Raw genomic sequence first — 16,983 nt, forward strand, 5'->3', positions numbered from 1 at the left:
CTCAGGAAATAAACATTTACCTCGTAATATTGGCTTGTAATAATCACAAGCCGTCCTGTCCGGAGTGTTACCTATTTTAAACCAGTTATAATGAAAACAAAAAACAAGCTTATTTACCGGTTCGCCATCTCCGCTTTTAGTTTTATTACGATGGGGAACATGGCAATCGCCCAGCAGCGGGCAACAGAAAATGGCAACCATGCCGCCGCAATAAAATGGGTTGAAAGCGGGAACTGGAGAAATTGGCTGAAGCTACATCCGCATGTTTCTATTAACCCTGATGAATTTTACAGGCAATACCATAGCAATAAGAAAATCTGGGATAAGGTGTTCTTGTTCCTAAAAACAACAAACCTGGATACCCTGCGTGCGGGTAAACACCCTGTGGATGGCGATAATGCCTATGCCAGCGTTACTGAAGCTCCTTCAAAAGGACTTGATAAAGCAAGCTGGGAATCGCATAAGAAATATATTGATCTGCAATACGTGATTAAGGGTAAGGAACGTATAGATGTTGCTAATGCCGGTACGGCGACGGTAATAAAACCCTATGACGCTGCGAAGGATGTTGCGAACTATACGTCAACAGGAACTTCATATACCGCGGAACCGGGTGTATTCTTTTTGTTTTTCCCACAAGACGCACACCGCCCTAACATTAAAGTGCCTGGTTACGATACCGTTAAAAAATTAGTGATAAAAATAAGATTCGCCGAATAATAAACCATGCGTATTAAACAACAACTATTACCGTTTCTGCTTGCCGGCTGCCTTACCACAAGTGTTCAGTCCCAGGATATAAATTCCAGGGCATTTCAGTTTGCAGAACATCAAACCAAGCTATTGCTGACCGAAACTGCAGCTGCAAAAAAGGAATTAAACAAACCAAAGTTGCTATCGCCACGCACACTGGACAAAAACGGTAAGCTGGTGCTGGTGTCGTCAAAAGATTGGTGCAGCGGCTTTTTTGCAGGAAACCTATTGTTTTTATACGAATACACCGGCGATAAATTCTGGCTGGAGCAATCGGAGCCCTTTGTTGCCGGTATGGAAGGCGAGAAAACCGATGGCGGCACCCACGATATGGGGTTTAAGTTATACAACAGCGTGGGTAATGCTTATCGCCTTACACATCAGCTAAAATATAAGGATGACATTGTCCAGGCCGCTAAAACGCTGATAACCCGCTTTAACCCGGTGGTAGGTTGCATTAAATCATGGGATAGCCGAAAAGAATGGAAGTTCCCGGTTATTATCGATAATATGATGAACCTGGAACTGCTTTTTGAAGCTACCCGCCTAAGCGGAGATTCAAGTTTTTACAAAGTAGCAGTTACCCACGCTAACACCACCCTGAAAAATCATTTTCGCCCCGACAATAGTTCTTATCATGTGATTGATTATGATCCGGAAACGGGAAAGGTGCTGCACAAACAAACCCACCAGGGCTTTGCCGACAGTTCGGCATGGGCACGGGGGCAGGCATGGGGGTTATATGGCTATACCATGTGCTACCGCGAAACACATAATAAGATTTACCTTCAGCAAGCAGAAAAGATAGCGAAATATATTTTCAGTAATCCACAAATGCCTGCGGATCTAGTGCCGTACTGGGATTATGATGCTGCTAAGTTGTCGGGTCAGCCGCGTGATGCTTCAGCGGCAGCAATTGCAGCTTCGGCGCTTTACGAGCTTAGTACCTATAGCAAGAATGCCAAAAGCTACAGGAAGGAAGCTGATAAAATTCTGACAAGTCTCTATAATAATTACCAGGCTCAGGCCGACAGTGCACGCGGGTTTTTGTTGCTGCACAGCACCGGCCATAAGCCTGCTCATAGCGAGATTGATGTGCCTATAATTTATGCCGATTATTACTACCTGGAAGCATTGCTCCGGCAAAGACGCATTGCCAACAGAGAACCTGTGATTAATACCGGAGGGCTGTTAAAAAACTAGAGCGCTATGTCACAAAGTAGTTTATTTCAATCCGGAGATGAAAACATGTGGGAACCGGCAGGCGAGGGGATGAGCAGGCAGGTATTGGGTTTTGGCGATAATTTGATGCTGGTAAAGGTGAAGTTTGCAAAGGGCGCCAGGGGCGTGCTGCATAGTCACCGGCACGTGCAGGCAAGCTTCGTAGAAAGCGGTATATTTGAAATGACGATTGGCATTGATGTAAAGATACTCCGTAAAGGCGACGGTTATTATATACCGCCGTATGCGGTGCATGGCTGTGTTTGCCTGGAAGATGGTATGTTAGTGGACGCGTTTAGCCCTGCAAGGACAGAATTCTTAAAAGATAATGATAACGGATGATGCTTATGAAGCCATAGTAAAGTTTACTAAACGCTGCTGATTAATGTCTCTTAAGCGATGAGCCGGTTTGACTTATCAGACTTTTGATTGTAACTCTTTAGTGAATTTGGTTATTTTGAATCTATGTGGGCGGGCTGCTGATAGAACGTTTCGCCGGGGGTAACAGGTGTAAACCCCTCATTAAGTATCTGATTATCAGTGTTTAGAAATTAGTATGAAATGTAAGTAACTGAATATTAGAATGTTTCATGGTTTCTCAAGGTGTTCCGCAAAAAAAAACGGAACACTCAAATGAATTGTTGCGTGATTAGTTAAATATAGAAAATCAAAATTTATATTCTTTATTTTAAATGGGTTTAGAACAAACATGGCGATGGTTTGGGCCGGGTGATCCGGTTAGCCTGTCTGACGTAAAGCAGGCGGGAGCTACAGGAATTGTAACCGCTCTTCATCATATTGCTAATGGTGAAGTGTGGCCGGTTAACGAAATAATGCAAAGAAAGCAGATGATTGAAAATGCCGGGCTAAAATGGTCGGTAATTGAAAGCATACCTGTACATGAGGACATAAAAAAGCGAACTGGCGATTATGAGAGATATATCGCTAACTATCGTGAGAGCCTCTTAAATGCCGGCAAGTGTGGTATCAATATCGTCTGCTACAACTTTATGCCGGTGCTTGACTGGACGCGTACCGATCTGGATTATCCGCTACCCGATGGTTCTACAGCCTTAAGATTTGACGTGGCTGCCTTTGCCGCATTCGAGGTCTTTATTTTAAAAAGACCGGGTGCAGCAGATAGCTATCCGCCGAATATATTGTCAAAAGCAAAAGCTTATTTTGAGGGAATTAGCGCCGACGAACGTCAACAGCTTACACAAAAAATTATTGCCGGCTTGCCTGGTGCTGAAGAAGGTTATACTACCGATGAGTTTTTAAAGGTGCTGGCGTCATACAACCATATCGACGCTGCAACACTTAAATCGAATCTTTTTTATTTTCTCAAACAGATCACCGGTGCGGCCGAGCAGGCCGGAGTGCTGCTTTGCATCCACCCAGATGACCCGCCATTCCCTATTCTTGGCTTGCCGAGGGTAGTAAGTACGGAGCAGGATATAGCAGACATCTATAACTCGGTTAATAGCCCGAACAACGGGTTGACGTTTTGCACAGGTTCCTTAGGTGTAAGGGCAGATAATGACTTGACCGGTATCATAAAACGGTTAGGCGATCGCATTCATTTTATACATTTACGAAGCACCAAACGCGATGACGAGGGCAATTTTCACGAAGCGGACCACCTTGCCGGCGATGTGGATATGTATGCCGTAATGAAAGTTTTACTCGAAGAGCAGCAAAAACGTATCGCCGCCGGCCGTCAAGATATAAACATGCCCTTCCGGCCTGATCATGGGCATAAGATGCTGGATGATCTCCATAAAAAAACTAACCCGGGCTACTCAGCTATCGGACGCTTAAGGGGCCTGGCCGAGTTGCGGGGGCTGCAGTTGGGTATTGAAAGATCTCTTGACAAATGAAAAAACTTATTTGCTGTCTGCTTTTAGTTGCCTTTGCAGTTACTGCCAGTGCGCAGATTGCCAGCCTTAATTCGAAAGAGATCGCCACAATGCGTAAGGCGATCAAAAGTGAAAAACGTTATCAGAAGGCCTTCGAGACCTATAAAAAATTAGCATACGAGGCGCTTGACGAAACACCAAAACCCATAACTGAAATACTTTCGCAGGGCCTGCTGGCCGGGGATCCGAGGAAAACTGCCAGTTTAAAAGCCGTTGAAGATGCGGATAAAACATATGCGCTAGCCTTAACTTACAAAGTTTTGGATGATCGCAAATTCCTGGACAAAGCAACTGAATTTCTTTTGGCATGGGCTAAAGTCAATAGGGCTACCGACGATCCCATCAATGAAACCAAAATTGAAGATATGGTTACTGCTTATGACCTGATAAGGAACAACATCAGATCAGCAGACAGGGTAGTTATCGATACCTGGATGCACGGTAAAGCCGATGCGCAACTTGAAAGCAAATATGCAAAGGGCAGCAAAGGCACTGCCATCAATAACTGGAACTCACACCGCATTAAAATGGTAACCCTGATAGCTTACACGCTGCATGATACCAGCTATAATAACGCTATCTTCCGTGAGCTTGAAAAACAACTCAACATTAACCTGAACCCCGATGGTACTACACATGATTTTATAGAGCGCGATGCTTTTCATTACCAAACCTACGATCTTGAACCTTTAATATCAGCATGCATAGCTATTTATCGCGCTGCGGGAAAGAACTATTTTACCTGGAAAACCGCCAACGGTTCATCCATTAAAAACTGCGTGGATTATATGGTGCCGTTCATGACAGGCGAGAAAACACATGCCGAATTTGTGAAAAGTACGGTACCATTCGATCTGAAACGTGCTCAAAATAATGAAAAGGGATATGCCGCTGGAACATTATTCGAGCCTAAAAATGGGATAAATACGCTGGCGCTTGCCGCTTACTTTGATAGTGGGTATAATAAGATAATCAAACAAGCGATGCTAAATGCAGATTATTTTAACTGGCGCATGGCGCTTAATGATTTTACGCGAAGCGCACAATAAAAAGCCGATACTTATCAAGCTATGATCCTTTGCCGCCGCAGCTCCATATCTGCCCAGCGACAATTGAAGCCTGCGGAGTTTATAGGCTTACCGGCACGTAATCTTGATCCTAATCAATAAAATACATTTAATCGCTGCAATCTGAGCGGGTAAAATGTTTTTTACTGATATTTACTGCCACTCATTATATTCAAACACTTATGGAACACAAGGGCATATCGTTAAGGCCATTTATCGGGTCAAAAGACTTTGATATTTCGCGGCAATTTTATCGTGACCTCGGCTTTGAAGAAACTGAACTGGGTCCGCAAATGTCTGTATTTAAAACAGGGAATCTTGCTTTTTATCTTCAAAATGGTTATGTGAAAGACTGGATAGACAATACCATGGTGTTTATGGAGGTGGACGATGTGGAGCGTTATTGGAAAGAGCTATCCGCATTGAACCTTCAGACCAAATACGAAGGTGTCAGGCTAACCGGGATTCGTGTTTATGATTGGGGCCGGGAGTGTTTTTTGCACGACCCATCCGGCATATTGTGGCATTTTGGGCAGTTCAATAAATAAGAGTACCTGTTAAATAACTTTAACTAAATTTATTAGCATTTTGCCTAAATAATCGTCATATTTGTTTCGTATTCAACACGACTTAATAGATGGCGGGGGATAACTTGCAGGAACTTATTACCAGCTTTCTTACTGAGACTAACCGACCAGTTTTTCTTACCGGCAAGGCAGGTACCGGCAAAACCACGTTTCTCCGTTCTGTTAAATCTACCATCAACAAAAACCTGGCAATAGTTGCACCTACGGCAGTTGCCGCTATTAATGCGGGCGGAGTTACTATTCATTCATTTTTCCAGGTGCCGTTCGGGCCTTTGGTTCCGGGAAATGATTCGGAACTAAAGCCGGTAAGCTTCGAAAAATCAAAATTGCTGAAATGCCTGGACCTGCTTATCATCGACGAGATCAGTATGGTAAGGGCTGATACGCTGGATTATATTGATTCGCTACTTCGGCAGATAAAAGGATCAGTGAGGCCTTTCGGTGGTGTCCAGCTTTTAATGATAGGCGACCTTTTTCAGTTGCCGCCGGTTTACGAAAAAGACTGGCACGTATTGCGGAATTTTTATGAGGGGCCATATTTTTTCAATAGCCTGGTATTTAAAAGGTCTCTTTTGCTGACATTTGAGCTCACAAAAGTTTACCGGCAACGTGATCCTGTTTTTATCGATATCTTAAACAGCATAAGGGACGGCGTTGCCAATACTGGATTACTGGAGAAGCTGAACCAACGTTACGATCCCGGGCTTAATGAAAACTGGCGTAGAGATTACGTAACGCTAAGCACACACAACCAGCTGGTTAACAATATAAATCAACTACGATTGCATGAACTGGAAGGAGAACCCCTGACATTTAAAGCCGCTGTGCAGGGGGAGTTTCCGAAAGAGGCATATCCGGCAGAAGAAGAACTAGTGCTTAAAGTTGGGGCGCAGGTTATGTTTATTAAGAACGACAGCTCCGGTAAAAAGCAATATTATAATGGCCGAACCGGCCGGATAACGGCCTTGTCGCCTACAAATATTACGTTGGAATTTTTGGACGACGGCACGTCTTTTGAAGTTTTGCAGGAAACCTGGCAGAATGTCAAATATTCGCTCTCGGAAAGCGAACAAAAGATAAACGAATCAAATAACGGCTCTTTCAGCCAATATCCTTTAAAGCTAGCCTGGGCAATTACCATCCATAAAAGCCAGGGCTTAACGTTTGAAAAGGCGATTATTGATGTTGATGCCGCTTTTGCGTTTGGGCAAACTTATGTTGCCCTAAGCCGGTGCCGGTCGCTGGAGGGGATGGTACTGAAAGAGCCTGTACGGGCAGAAAACATACGTACCGACCCGCAGATTATTTCGTTTATGCAATATGCAGGGGTGCATGCCCCCAATATTGAGCTGCTCAACAAATCTGTTCATGACTACGATATCGAAGTGCTTAGCGATGTTTTTGATTTTTCGATAGTGGCTTCGGCATGGATAAAGCTCAATCCTGCGGATAACAGCGCGGCGGAGCTCAAAACAATAGGCGACCGATTTATAAAGAAAGAAATTTTGACGCTGGATGGTGATGTGCCTGCCTGGAAGAACAGCGACTTTTTGGGCCGGCTAAAAAAAGCGGTTAGCTGGTTTACGCCAAAGCTCAATATGTTTTCCAATAATCTTAATGCCTTTTATGCAGCTAGAGCGACTGCTGACGTTCCGGATGACTTTTATGAAAACTTAAATCATTTACTTGTTCATTTAAAGGCAAAAATGGCTAGTTTCTCACGCATGGCATTCGCAACGTCATCAAAGGATATAACGTCATCTGCGCAGGAAGCCGCGCTTACATTTCAACCTATATTTAAAAATTGGAATGCGAAAGCTTTGCCGAAAGAAAAGGAAATAGTCAATCCTGCATTATATCAGCAACTCCTAGGCTTGAGAAAGCAAATCAGTGAAGACCGCAGCACACCCGAATATCTTTTGATGACAGAGAATGCACTAAGAGACATCGCCGCAAAGCTGCCGCGCTCGTTAGATCAACTTGCGCAGTTAAAAAGCTTTGGTGAAGGCAAGGCGACTGATTTTGGTGAGCAGATATTAAAATTGGTTCGCAATTATTTAGGAGAAAATGATTTGTTCTGGTAATATAAAAAGCCGGGCCAACATTTTTATTATTAACGGACATTCACAATGGCATTACAAAACAGGGTAGATCCGGCGGGAAACATTATCAGCACAACCGCGCGCGGCACATGGCTTGGTAATCGCGGTGTTATACACAATGAACAAAAGCAAATTGTTCGCCCATTTAAAATAAAGGCCTGGATCATCTGCATGCTGGAATTTCGCGGCCGCCATCGCAACGTAATGACGCCGGACAGATGGACGGAATTATTTTTTCTTGATGAAGCGACCGCTTTTTCTGCAGGTCACCGGCCATGCTTCCAATGCCGCTATGCAGACCATCGCCGTTTTAAAGAGGCATGGCTAAAGGGCAACCCGGAGTATGGCTTTGATGATAAGACCCCTATCAACCGAATAGATGAAATCCTCCAAACCGAACGCATTAGCCAAGGGCGGAAGGTGACATATACAGATGATGTCAATCACCTACCCGACGGTACTTTTATTCAATTAACTAATGAGCCATGGCTCGCCTATAAAAACCAAATACACCATTGGACACCTTTTGGCTATGATAATTCAAAATCTGTTGATGCATTAAACGAGATCATTGTTCTCACACCGCGATCGATTGTCAATGCCTTCAGGGCAGGGTATAAGGTGCAAATAAGCATAGAAAATTAAGCTGGATCAAAGAACGGACCATTTGCAGCTTAATCAATCTAACTGACACCCATCACTTCACCACTTCAACCCACTGTCCCTTTACCAACGCAGTTATGGAGTTATCATACATGGCCTGACAATAGGTTGCCGGCAGGTAATATTTACCGGCATACGCTGCGTTAAGCATTACGACGTAGTTAGCATCCTTACCTTCCTGCAAACTGAAATAAGTATTTACCCGGTCGTCCCGGACATCCCTGTAGTCTGAAGGTGAGGACACAGTTGCTTCAGCATCGTTCATCAGGCGGGTGTTTAATATTTCCCAGCCTGAAGGAAATATCTGGGTCAGCGCGAGGTTGGCATAATAGCCGCGCTTGCCCGGATTTTTAACATTCACAATCGCCATAAAATCTGTTCCCTGCTTCAGGCTGGAAGGATCGATTGGTTTGCCCCCGAGCGTGAAGTAGCCTACGCGCAATCCTAAAACGTCCGGGTCTATTCGGGTCTGTACATCCTGCCCGGAAGACGGCTGCCCTTGTTGTATCAATCTGATATATAGTTTATTGCTGCCATTATTTCTTATCGCCAACTTACCTCCGCGTGCATCCACAGGCAATTGCGACAGGTATGACTTAGAATCGATATTTCCTTTGGCAGCTGCGGCCTGGTAACTGAAATTCAATTTGCCGCCTGATTTGTTCTCGCCGCAATATTCAGCTATAGCTAATAAGGCATAAGCTGTAGTTTGTGTGCTGTACCATTCATCAGTAGCAAGGTGGCTGGCAACTGTACGCAGTAGCGAAGAGGCTTTCTGTGTTTGTCCGAGCAGGGTAAGGGTTTCCAATATCATGGCTTCATCGCGGATATCCGAACCGTAGGTGCCAAATAGTGAGCGATAGGGTTTAATAAATACCGGAAGGCCACGGATTAGACCCAAAGCAATTTCGGGTTGCCCGGATAATTTGTATGCGGCCGCCAAGCGCCATTTAGCTTCAATGGTGAGATATTTGAACTCCCGCAGGCGGTTCATTGCGCCGAGTTCAGGTGAACGTGCCAGCGCCAGCAGATACAGCCGGTAAGCTTGAACCAGGTCAGCGCCATAGAAGCTGCGCGGATCGGGCGACCACGTCACTGCTTTCATTTTTTGGAATTTTTTCCATTGGTCAAGAAAGCCCAGTGGCAAACTATAGCCTTTGGCCTGCGCTGCCAGCATAAAATGTCCGGCATAATTGGTGCCCCATTCATCAGCCTGGCCCACACCCGGCCAATAGCTAAGACCGCCATCTGTTAGTTGAAAACCATTCAGCCGGTGTATTGTAGCTTTAATGTTCCTTTCGATTTCTGCTTGCTGGCGATCGCTCAGGTCCATTACCTGGTTAAGATATAGCTGCGGAAATGCCGACGAGGTGGTTTGCTCCACGCAGCCGTATGGATATTCAATTAAGTAATTTAAACGCTTAGCGAGATTAAGTGGCGGCATAGAGGCAACTTCGAGCGTAGCCTTATTGGTGCCATTAATTCCAATTGCCAAATAGGCCGCGGCCCAGCTTTCACCCGGCCGAAGTTCTTTCTCCTGTATCCTGGTTACAGGCGGATTGGGGTTTCTCACATTCAATTCAACATCGTAAGCCGCTGTTTCGCTGCCGCTGCGGGCAATAATTTTTACCTTACCCACGCCAACAAAGTCCTTAACACTTAAGTCGAAAGTCACCAGTTGATCACCGGTTTTTGTAAATGTGATAGTTTTCTGATTATTGCCGGAAAGGTTACTGAAGGCGTTTGACTGCACTTGCACGCTCACCGTTTTGATGTTATTCTCCATTGCAAACACGGTAACCGGTAATTGTATCTTCTCTGACGGCCCGAGCACACGCGGTAAAGTGGCCAGTATCATCAATGGCTTTTTAACCGCAACAGCTTTTTCGGCGTGGCCATAGGCGCCGCTATGACCGGCTATTACCATCACTTTAACCGACCCTATATATTGCGGTAGTGTAAATGTATGCGTCTGCTTGTCGCCGGCGCCGAGGTGAAATGGCCCCATGAACTTGACAACCGGCTTAAACCTGTTGACAGACACATTTCGGTTGGTTCCATTTGTGCCGTCGCCGCCAATGCTCAGGATCCGTTCCAACCCACCGCCAAAAGCGCCGATCACGTAGTCAAATAAATCCCACGTTTTAACGCCCAATGCCTCGCGTGCATAAAATGTTTCATGCGGGTCAGGCGTTTTGTAATTGGTAATATCCAATAATCCTTCATCCACAATGGCCACAGTGTAAGTCATTTCCTTGCCGGATGCCTCCGAAACTGTTACGGCTGACTTTGTCTCCGGGCGTATTTTATCGGGCATACTGATTACCGGCTTAAGAATCGTTTCCGGGTCATCAACTGACAATGGTATGGCTCCATACATGCGGATAGGCAGGTCATTAATCGTTTGCGAGTGCCGCTGCAGCAGTGTAATGTTCACGAAGATGTTCGGCGCCATTTGAGGCTCAATCCGGAAACTATATCGCGTTTGACCTTTTTTTGTATCGATCCACGTAGTTTTTAAAACTTTGCTGCCATTTTCAAGGCTGATCAGTGCGTGGCCATCACTCATAGTGGGTATAGTGAGTGTAGCCTCTTCGCCGACTTTATAGCTGTTTTTGTCTGAGGTAAACGACAGCATTGCTGCTTCGGTAGGGTTGGTTTGCTGTAACCTTTCAGACCAGTTTGGCCAATCTACATAAATGATCCTCCCGGTTGAATGACCCGTTTCAGCATCTTTTACACGGATGAGGTAGCGGCCCCAGTCGGCTTGCTTAATATTCATGTTCCAGTTGCCCCTGCCATTCACAAGCCTTACTGATGCGGTCTTAATTAGCTTGTTATATTTATCCTGGGTAAAGTTGCTCATTTCGTTGCCGGTCTCGTCCCACCACCAGCGCCATTGTATTTTATATAGTTCTAACTCTACCTCACGCGTTCCGCTAAATAGCCGCCCATTAACATCTACATCAGCAATTTCGATGGAATGATTTTTATCAGTTACAAGCATGCCGGAGAGATCGCTCCCTTTCTCTGTCTTAATGCCCACATATCCTGGATAAACGTTGTAAGGCATGCTCTGCGTCTGAATGCTAAAATTGCCGCCCGGCTCAAATACTTTCAACAGAAAATTTGCAGTAAGCTGTCCCGGCGCCTGCTTTTCAAGGTTGATGTCGGTGTTTACTTTCGCCCTGCCGTTTTCATCAAGTCGCCCGTCAAATATGGTTTGGGTCTGGGTAGTAAAGGCGAGCGTAGGATCGTCAAAAACATAGTCCTCAAATCCTTTAAAAGTGGTTGTTTTTGGCGAAACAAATGCGTCGACCTTAGCCTTAAGATGCTGCGCGGTTCCTCCAAATAACCATTGGGCGGTAAGATCACCTGTAATATTGCTGCCTTTGGTAAGCTCTCTGGCCCCGTTAAAATCAAGATTGATTTTCAGCCTGTTAGGCATGATCGTCTCAATCTTTACATTTTTCTCGAAAATGGCGCCACCCACTTTAACTTTTGCCGACCAGTTACCTGTCGGCGAAGAGGTCTCTGTCGCAGTGTGAAAACTGTAAAAGCCATCGGTAGATTTGTTCTGCGTAATGCGGCGGTACAACTTGCCATGTACATCGTACAATTCAAACTGAACCGGAAGATCAGCAGGAAGGGTGTGCAATTTGTCTTCCAGTATAAACGACATAAATATAGAATCTCCCGGTCTCCAAACCCCGCGTTCGCCATAAATAAAGCCTTTCAATCCGCTTTGTATTTGCTCGCCGCCAACATTAAAGCGTGAAAGTGGGAGGGAACTTCCGTCATCGAGCTTCAGGTAGCCGCGCTCTTTGCCATTTTTAGCTACCAGTAAATACGGTTTGCGCTTAAGATCGAACTTAGCCATACCATCGCCGTCTGATATTGTTTTGAATAAGGTTTGCTTTTGATAGTCTAAAAACTCAAGTTCAACTCCTTTCATAGGCTGTGCGGTAAGAATGTTGGTTACTGCCACCGTCATGGTATTATCATTGCCGCGTTTGGCAATAAGGCCGATGTTCGATGCAATAATATTACGTACCGCCCACCTGTCGCGTGTAAAGTAAGACTCCGTACATGGGTCATTGCGTTCCTGCCAGTTAAAATTTTCGGGATAATAGCTGTCATATCTCGCCCAGAAATCGTCATCCTCATCGCTGATGCTGCCGGTATTTGCCCCGAAAGCACTCCCATTGCCCTCACCATAATAGTCGTCCTCGTTTTGCTTTTTTGGCGGCGAGCCAGCTTTGCAGTTGAATATCGAGTAATCCTTACGATAACCGATGATCACGCGATAAATAGCACCAGGCTCTGTACGTAAGAGTTGGTCGATATCCAGCATAAAGCGATTTTTTTTATTCAGGTTAAGGCTTTTATCCTCATCGAGCCGGATAGTCTTCCGCACCACCGGTTTACCCACATGACGTATTTCCTCGTCACCGTCAAAACCGTTATTCTGAAAATACTGGGGAACATTGTTTTCGTATATTTTAATAATGCTCACATCTACGGCATTAAGGTTAGTAGCCTCAAATGGCATCATCAATTTGCCGGAATCAGGCAGAATTACCCCCTTGCCCGGAATACTTACGCTTGGCAGGCGATTCTCAAAAAACACATTGGCAGAGTATGATTTCGTGATCTTTTTATGCGAGATATTTTCAACGCCTTCGTTTATAGCGACACTATAGCTTCCTTCCAGTTGCTCAGGAGCATAAACCTTAACCTGGCTTCCTTCAATAGTGTAAGCCGGCGCACTTACGTTGCTAACACTGATGAGGCCATTCAGATCCTGACCGATCATAATATTATCCGAAAACTGTACCAGCACGTATTGGTCGTTGTCCTGTACGGCCCGCACGTCAAGCACCCGGAAATCTCCTACGGCAGGAATGTCAAAATTTTGTGTTCCTTTTTTATCGATATTGAGGCTGCTACCGTCCCAATTGAGCGTTAGCTTATTGATGACGCCATTTCCACGGGTCAGCTGGGTTACAGCAAATTTGTGCGTTTTAGCCAAGGGATTATGTTCCCAGGCAATCGTTATGGGATTTACAAAGCTTGCAGTTAACAATTTTTCCACCTGGTCCGATTCTTCGTTGTCAGCGGTTTGTATGATGCCGCCCAGCTTCATTTTATCGAGAGATGTGGCGGTGGCAGTTTGCAACCCGGTGAAAGATATAGTATAGTCAGGTTTGATGGTCTGAAAGCTGAATTTAAAATCCTCAAATTTGCTGTCTACACTGATTATTCTTCCGAGCTTAAATTCTGCATTATAGCTTTTGTCCGGGTCAAGCTTGCCCTCCGGCCTAAACTCAATAGTACGGGCGTCTGTCCAATAAGCTTTCCCTTTTATAGATGGCGAGAAACTGAAAACTTTATCGCTCAATTCCGTATTTTGCTCATGGCTCACCTGCACTTCGCTCGCCAGCCTTATTTTTATGGTGCTGCCTTTAGAGATAATGCCCGTGGTGTAAGACTCAATATATTTACTGAACCCCGGGTCAATGGCAGTTTTTTTGTGGCTGCGGGCAATAATAAAAATGGTTGAAAGCAACAGTATCAGAAAAATACCAGCGCCGGTTAATCCTTTCCTGGTACGGAAAAGGCTTTGAAGTTTATCCATGGAATAGGCCGTTTTATTCCATGTAAATTATAAAATATATTGCAGATAAATATTTTTTATTTCGAATTTCAGAGCTTTGACTTCCGGTTCAACGGGCGCGAAAGTTAACCCCTCGCAGCGTTTACCGGATCATTACCCCAACCTTATTCACTACTGGCAGTCTCATAAAATTCATTTCAACTATGCTTTCAGGCAGGAAGATGAATTTTTTATCATAGATATCTTTGCCTATGTAATAGCTCAGCCAGTATTCGTTGTTGAGGCCGAAAGTTTGTTCGTCGATGGGTTCAATAAGCTTATACGAGTTTGGCTCAACAAGCGGTATCATATGCCGAAGGGTGGAGGTTTTAACCTGTACACCGTCTTTGTCGCCATAGCCTTTCGAAGTTATCAGTACATTTTCAATAGCCTCGTTCTTCAAATTAATTAAATAAACGTACCATATCTTACTTTCAACACTTTCTTTTTCCAGCGCCACTGCAATAGCTATATCTTTAACAGTATTATCGGGCAGGTCTTTTATCATTTGCTGATTGATTAAGTTGGATCGGGTTGATCAGGCTGACTGAGTCTAAAATGATAACTTAATCAAACACTCATTTAATCAACCTCGTCAACTAATACTACTTTTTCTTCGGTGCAGTTTTCTTCTTAGCCGGCGTTTTTTTCGCTGCGGGCTTAGCTGCCGGCTTTGCTGCTTTGCCGAATCGCCCTTTTTTGCCATCCTGCGGCGTTGCATCTGCCAACGCTTTGCATTCTTCGTAGGTTAATGTGTTCGGGTCTTTATCTTTTGGTATCTTAACGTTTAGTTTGCCAAATTCAATATAAGGGCCCCAGCGACCATTCAATACTTTTACTTCCGGGTCTTCGTCAAATGTTTTTATCAGTCGCTCCGCATCTTTTTTGCGTTTGGCCAATATCAACTCTATAGCCTGTTCTTCAGTAACATCAAGCGGCTCTATTTCTTTAGGCAGAGATACAAAGATGTTATTATGTCTTATATATGGCCCGAACTTACCAACACCGACAGTCATATCCTTCTCTTCAAATATCCCAACCTTTTTCGGTAGCTTAAATAAATTAAGCGCGTCCTCAAGCGTTATTGTTTCTATACTTTGCCCGTTGCGCAAGCTGGCATACTGTAACTTTTCGTCTTCGCCGGCATCCGGATTACTTTCGCCAATCTGAACAAAAGGACCATATCGTCCAATACGCACCGATACTTTTTTGCCGGTTTCAGGATGAGTCCCTAAATCGCGCTCACCCGTTGCTTTATTAGCGGTTTGCAAGGTACTCTCCACCTCCTTATGAAACGGCTTGTAGAAGCTATGCAGCATCTCAGTCCAGTTTTTCATGCCCTGGGCTATCTCGTCAAACTCTTTCTCAACCGTAGCTGTGAAGTTGAAATCGACAATATCGTTAAAATACTGTACCAAAAAATCATTTACTACTGCGCCGATATCTGTCGGGAACAGCTTGCCACGTTCGGCGCCTGTGTTTTCAGTTTTTTCTTCTTTGGTTACGTTACCACCCTTAAGCGTAAGCACCCGGAATATACGGGATTTACCCTCTCGGTCTTCCTTCACAACATATCCGCGGTTCTGTACTGTTGAGATAGTAGGAGCGTAGGTAGACGGCCTGCCAATCCCAAGCTCCTCCAGCTTTTTTACCAGGCTGGCCTCTGTATATCTTGCCGGCGGACGCGAAAAACGTTCTGTTGCGGTCATCTCCTGCAATACTAAACGTTGTCCTTTCGTTAACGGCGGAAGCATGGCATTTTCGCCATCCTGCAAATTATCGTCTTCTTCATCGCTCGATTCCAGGTACACCTTTAAGAAACCGTCGAACTTCATTACCTCACCATTGGCCACAAGTTCTTCAGGGCGGGTTGATATACTGATTTTTGCAGTTGTCTTTTCGAATTGTGCTTCACTCATCTGTGACGCGATAGCACGCTTCCAGATCAGGTCATATAAACGCATTTCGCCGGCGTCGCCCTGGATGCTATGCTTATTAAAATAAGTTGGCCTGATGGCTTCGTGTGCTTCCTGTGCGCTGGCACTTTTGGTTTTATACCTTCTTTGCTGATGATATTTATCTCCATATGCTGATGTGATTTCAGCAGCGGCAGAATTTAACGCTAGATCCGACAGGTTTACCGAGTCGGTACGCATATAGGTGATATGTCCCGCCTCATACAGCTTTTGTGCAACTGACATGGTGCGTGATACCGAAAAGCCTAACTTACGGCTGGCTTCCTGCTGCAGGGTAGATGTAGTAAATGGGGCGGCAGGAGAACGTTTGGTTGGGCGGGTCTCTAATGATTTAACATCAAAGTCGGCTCCGATACAATCACGCAAAAACTTTTCGGCGTCCTCCTGCTTACTGTAACGTTCAGCCAGTTCGGCCTTAAAAGCCTCACGGCCTTTGCCGAAAATAGCTACTATTTTATAAGCGGCCTCCGATTTAAATTTATTTATCTCGCGCTCACGGTCGACTATCAGCCTTACTGCAACTGACTGCACACGACCAGCAGAGAGCGAGGGTTTTACTTTTTTCCACAAAACAGGGGAAAGTTCAAAACCAACCAGCCTGTCGAGCACGCGGCGCGCCTGTTGCGCATTCACAAGGTTATAATCTATTCTGCGCGGGGTTTCAATAGCCTTTAAAATTGCCGGTTTGGTTATCTCGTGGAACACGATGCGCCTGGTTGTGTCTTCCTTAAGCCCCAGCGTTTCAAAAAGGTGCCATGATATAGCTTCTCCTTCACGGTCCTCATCGGAAGCAAGCCAAACCGTATCGGCCTCTTTAGATAGTTTCTTTAATTCACTTACTACCTGCTTTTTATCAGCAGGCACCTCATAGTTTTGCTTGAAATTATTGTCAATGTCAATGGCATCGTCAGACTTTACCAAATCGCGGATATGCCCATAGCTTGACTTCACAGTAAAGTCTTTGCCGAGGTATCCTTCAATGGTTTTGGCTTTCGCCGGAGATTCAACTATAAGTAAATTTTTAGCCATCTATCCTGTT

11 protein-coding genes are annotated in these 16,983 nt (G+C 44.9%); 8 read left to right on the plus strand and 3 right to left on the minus strand.

Annotation, left to right across the window (positions count from 1 at the left end):
• The first annotated feature begins 90 nt into the window (after window positions 1-90).
• The 8 genes from Q3W13_RS13735 to Q3W13_RS13770 all read left to right on the plus strand — a co-directional run bounded on the left by Q3W13_RS13735 (window position 91) and on the right by Q3W13_RS13770 (window position 8,294).
• Window positions 91-720, plus strand: a complete 630-nt coding sequence (locus Q3W13_RS13735) for a YhcH/YjgK/YiaL family protein (protein ID WP_302864697.1) — start codon at window positions 91-93, stop codon at window positions 718-720.
• Between the two features lie 6 nt (window positions 721-726).
• On the plus strand, window positions 727-1,956 hold the full coding sequence (locus Q3W13_RS13740) for a glycoside hydrolase family 88 protein (protein ID WP_302864700.1): 1,230 nt from the start codon (window positions 727-729) through the stop codon (window positions 1,954-1,956).
• Between the two features lie 6 nt (window positions 1,957-1,962).
• Entirely contained in the window at window positions 1,963-2,316 is a 354-nt protein-coding gene (locus tag Q3W13_RS13745) for a cupin domain-containing protein (protein ID WP_302864702.1), read from the plus strand.
• Between the two features lie 350 nt (window positions 2,317-2,666).
• Entirely contained in the window at window positions 2,667-3,854 is a 1,188-nt protein-coding gene (uxuA, locus tag Q3W13_RS13750) for a mannonate dehydratase (RefSeq protein ID WP_302864704.1), read from the plus strand.
• The gene (locus tag Q3W13_RS13755; RefSeq protein WP_302864705.1) at window positions 3,851-4,942 is read left to right on the plus strand and encodes an alginate lyase family protein; all 1,092 of its coding nucleotides are present in this window, start codon (window positions 3,851-3,853) and stop codon (window positions 4,940-4,942) included. Before uxuA ends, Q3W13_RS13755 begins: the two co-directional genes overlap by 4 nt.
• A gap of 200 nt (window positions 4,943-5,142) precedes the next feature.
• A complete protein-coding gene (locus Q3W13_RS13760) occupies window positions 5,143-5,508 on the plus strand; it encodes a glyoxalase (protein WP_302864707.1) in 366 nt (121 codons plus the stop codon).
• A gap of 89 nt (window positions 5,509-5,597) precedes the next feature.
• Window positions 5,598-7,631, plus strand: a complete 2,034-nt coding sequence (locus tag Q3W13_RS13765) for an HRDC domain-containing protein (RefSeq protein WP_302864709.1) — start codon at window positions 5,598-5,600, stop codon at window positions 7,629-7,631.
• Window positions 7,632-7,676: 45 nt separating this feature from the next.
• Window positions 7,677-8,294 carry a hypothetical protein gene (locus Q3W13_RS13770; RefSeq protein ID WP_302864711.1) on the plus strand — a complete coding sequence of 206 codons (618 nt, stop codon included), beginning with the start codon at window positions 7,677-7,679 and terminating at the stop codon, window positions 8,292-8,294.
• Between the two features lie 52 nt (window positions 8,295-8,346).
• Here Q3W13_RS13770 and Q3W13_RS13775 read toward each other — a convergent pair whose 3' ends face one another.
• From Q3W13_RS13775 to topA, 3 genes are all read right to left on the minus strand, one after another.
• The gene (locus tag Q3W13_RS13775) at window positions 8,347-13,950 is read right to left on the minus strand and encodes an alpha-2-macroglobulin (protein ID WP_302864713.1); all 5,604 of its coding nucleotides are present in this window, start codon (window positions 13,948-13,950) and stop codon (window positions 8,347-8,349) included.
• Between the two features lie 121 nt (window positions 13,951-14,071).
• Window positions 14,072-14,476, minus strand: coding sequence for a hypothetical protein (locus Q3W13_RS13780; protein WP_302864715.1), 405 nt, complete (start codon window positions 14,474-14,476; stop codon window positions 14,072-14,074).
• 97 nt (window positions 14,477-14,573) lie between these two features.
• Entirely contained in the window at window positions 14,574-16,973 is a 2,400-nt protein-coding gene (topA, locus tag Q3W13_RS13785; RefSeq protein ID WP_302864717.1) for a type I DNA topoisomerase, read from the minus strand.
• Window positions 16,974-16,983 lie beyond the last annotated feature (10 nt).

Origin of the sequence: Mucilaginibacter sp. L3T2-6 (assembly GCF_030519355.1) — a bacterium.
Taxonomy (GTDB): domain Bacteria; phylum Bacteroidota; class Bacteroidia; order Sphingobacteriales; family Sphingobacteriaceae; genus Mucilaginibacter.